General features: G+C 44.4%; 1 protein-coding gene. It reads right to left on the bottom strand.

The annotated features are described in order from the left end of the window. Window positions 1-300 precede the first annotated feature (300 nt). Window positions 301-1,329, bottom strand: coding sequence for a C39 family peptidase (locus QUB56_RS26015; RefSeq protein WP_332959111.1), 1,029 nt, complete (start codon window positions 1,327-1,329; stop codon window positions 301-303). Between the last annotated feature and the right edge of the window lie 233 nt (window positions 1,330-1,562).

Genomic DNA, 1,562 nt, shown 5'->3' with positions numbered 1-1,562 from the left:
GTTGACTGTTGACTGTTGACTGTTGACTGTTGGCTGTTGACTGTTGACTGTTGACTGTTGACTGTTGACTGTTGGCTGTTGACTGTTGTTATATCAAATCCGGGTTAAATACTCCCTTTATCTCTTAGTTTCTTAGAGAGGGACTTCGTTTGTGCGATCGCGTTGCTAGCGGTTTCAACCGCTTAGTGATAAAGAAGTTAATGAACCCGGATTTAGTATCATTAGTCAGTAGTAACAAGGCTAATTTCCAATTCCCAATTCCCAATTCCCAATTCCCAATTCCCAATTCCCAATTCCCAATTACTTAGAGATAAAATGAACCCAAAAATTCCCGTCAGCCATACACACGCGGCGGATTAAGCGATAGGAATAGTGCAAGTAAGCACCGCTGAGACTTGTGTCGTAGCCGCTTGGGAACCACTCGCCATAGGGATCGTGAACGAAGAATCCCTCGCTGTCGTAGCCTGCGACAACTAGAATGTGACCGAAAGACGTGAAATATCCGTAGATAACAGCGGGATTTCCGCTGGCTAGCCAATCTTGAACATCATCAATAGTTGCATTTTCGGTAAAGAAATCTTGAGCGCCGTAGTCTCTAACAATCTTCGCTAAATCGTAGGGGTCCGAGCGACTGTAACCTTTGGCGATCGCATATTCGTAGAGTTCGTCTTCATATTGCCCGGTTTTTTGGCGCCGCGGCACCCTCAAAAACTCCAGACACATCGCTATTGAAGTTACATTGGCAGAACCTGTAGGATTGTACAAGTTATCCAGTTGCGATCGATAAGGAATGCCAAGCCTGACAGTTGGGGGATTCGGTTTGGGATAAAACACAAGGTCGTCTTGACTAATTTGAGCGTGCGATCCGAAAACATACCAAATCCCTGAACCTTTGAAAGACTCGTTACGCAGAGCAACTCTGATGTGATTGCGAGTCGGAGTAAAAGCCAGGATCTCAAACTCTTTTCCCCCTGGTATTAATTGTTTTTCCGAGTCCAGAAGCGCAGAAGATGCCAGCGGTTTTGATTTAAAAATGGTGTCTCTGAGCGTTTTCAGTATCAGGGGAGGTGTGGGAATGTCCCCTGGTTTAGTTTCGATCAGCTTTGTGGCTGTCACTGCTCCCAAAAAACCAGCTTCGCCGCACTTCATCAGAGTTTGAAATCGGTGCAAAGCAGCAGTAGAGAGAGGGCCAAATTTTCCGTCTACGGGAGGCTTTAGTAAACCCAGGTCAATGAGGCGGCTTTGAATTTGGTGGCTGAGTTCGTCGTCAGCAGCTATTGCTTTGGCATCATACCTCATTTTTGAGTTGAGAAAGTTTTGTAATTTCATGCTTGCGTGCCCACGATCGATTTTAGATTTTAGATTTTAGATTTTAGATTTTAGAATTACGACGGCCGATAAATCCGGTGGCCCCAGACCCAATTGCTGTTGTCCATAATTCCCAGTTTATCCTCTCATACAATTACGGTAATTTATCGATTTTAGATTTTAGATTTTAGATTTTAGATTTTAGAATTACGACGGCAGATAAATCCGGTGGTCCGGGACGCAATTGCTTGATT

Origin of the sequence: Microcoleus sp. AR_TQ3_B6 (genome assembly GCF_036702785.1) — a bacterium.
GTDB lineage: Bacteria > Cyanobacteriota > Cyanobacteriia > Cyanobacteriales > Microcoleaceae > Microcoleus.
This window is presented reverse-complemented; position numbering and strand designations above follow the sequence as displayed.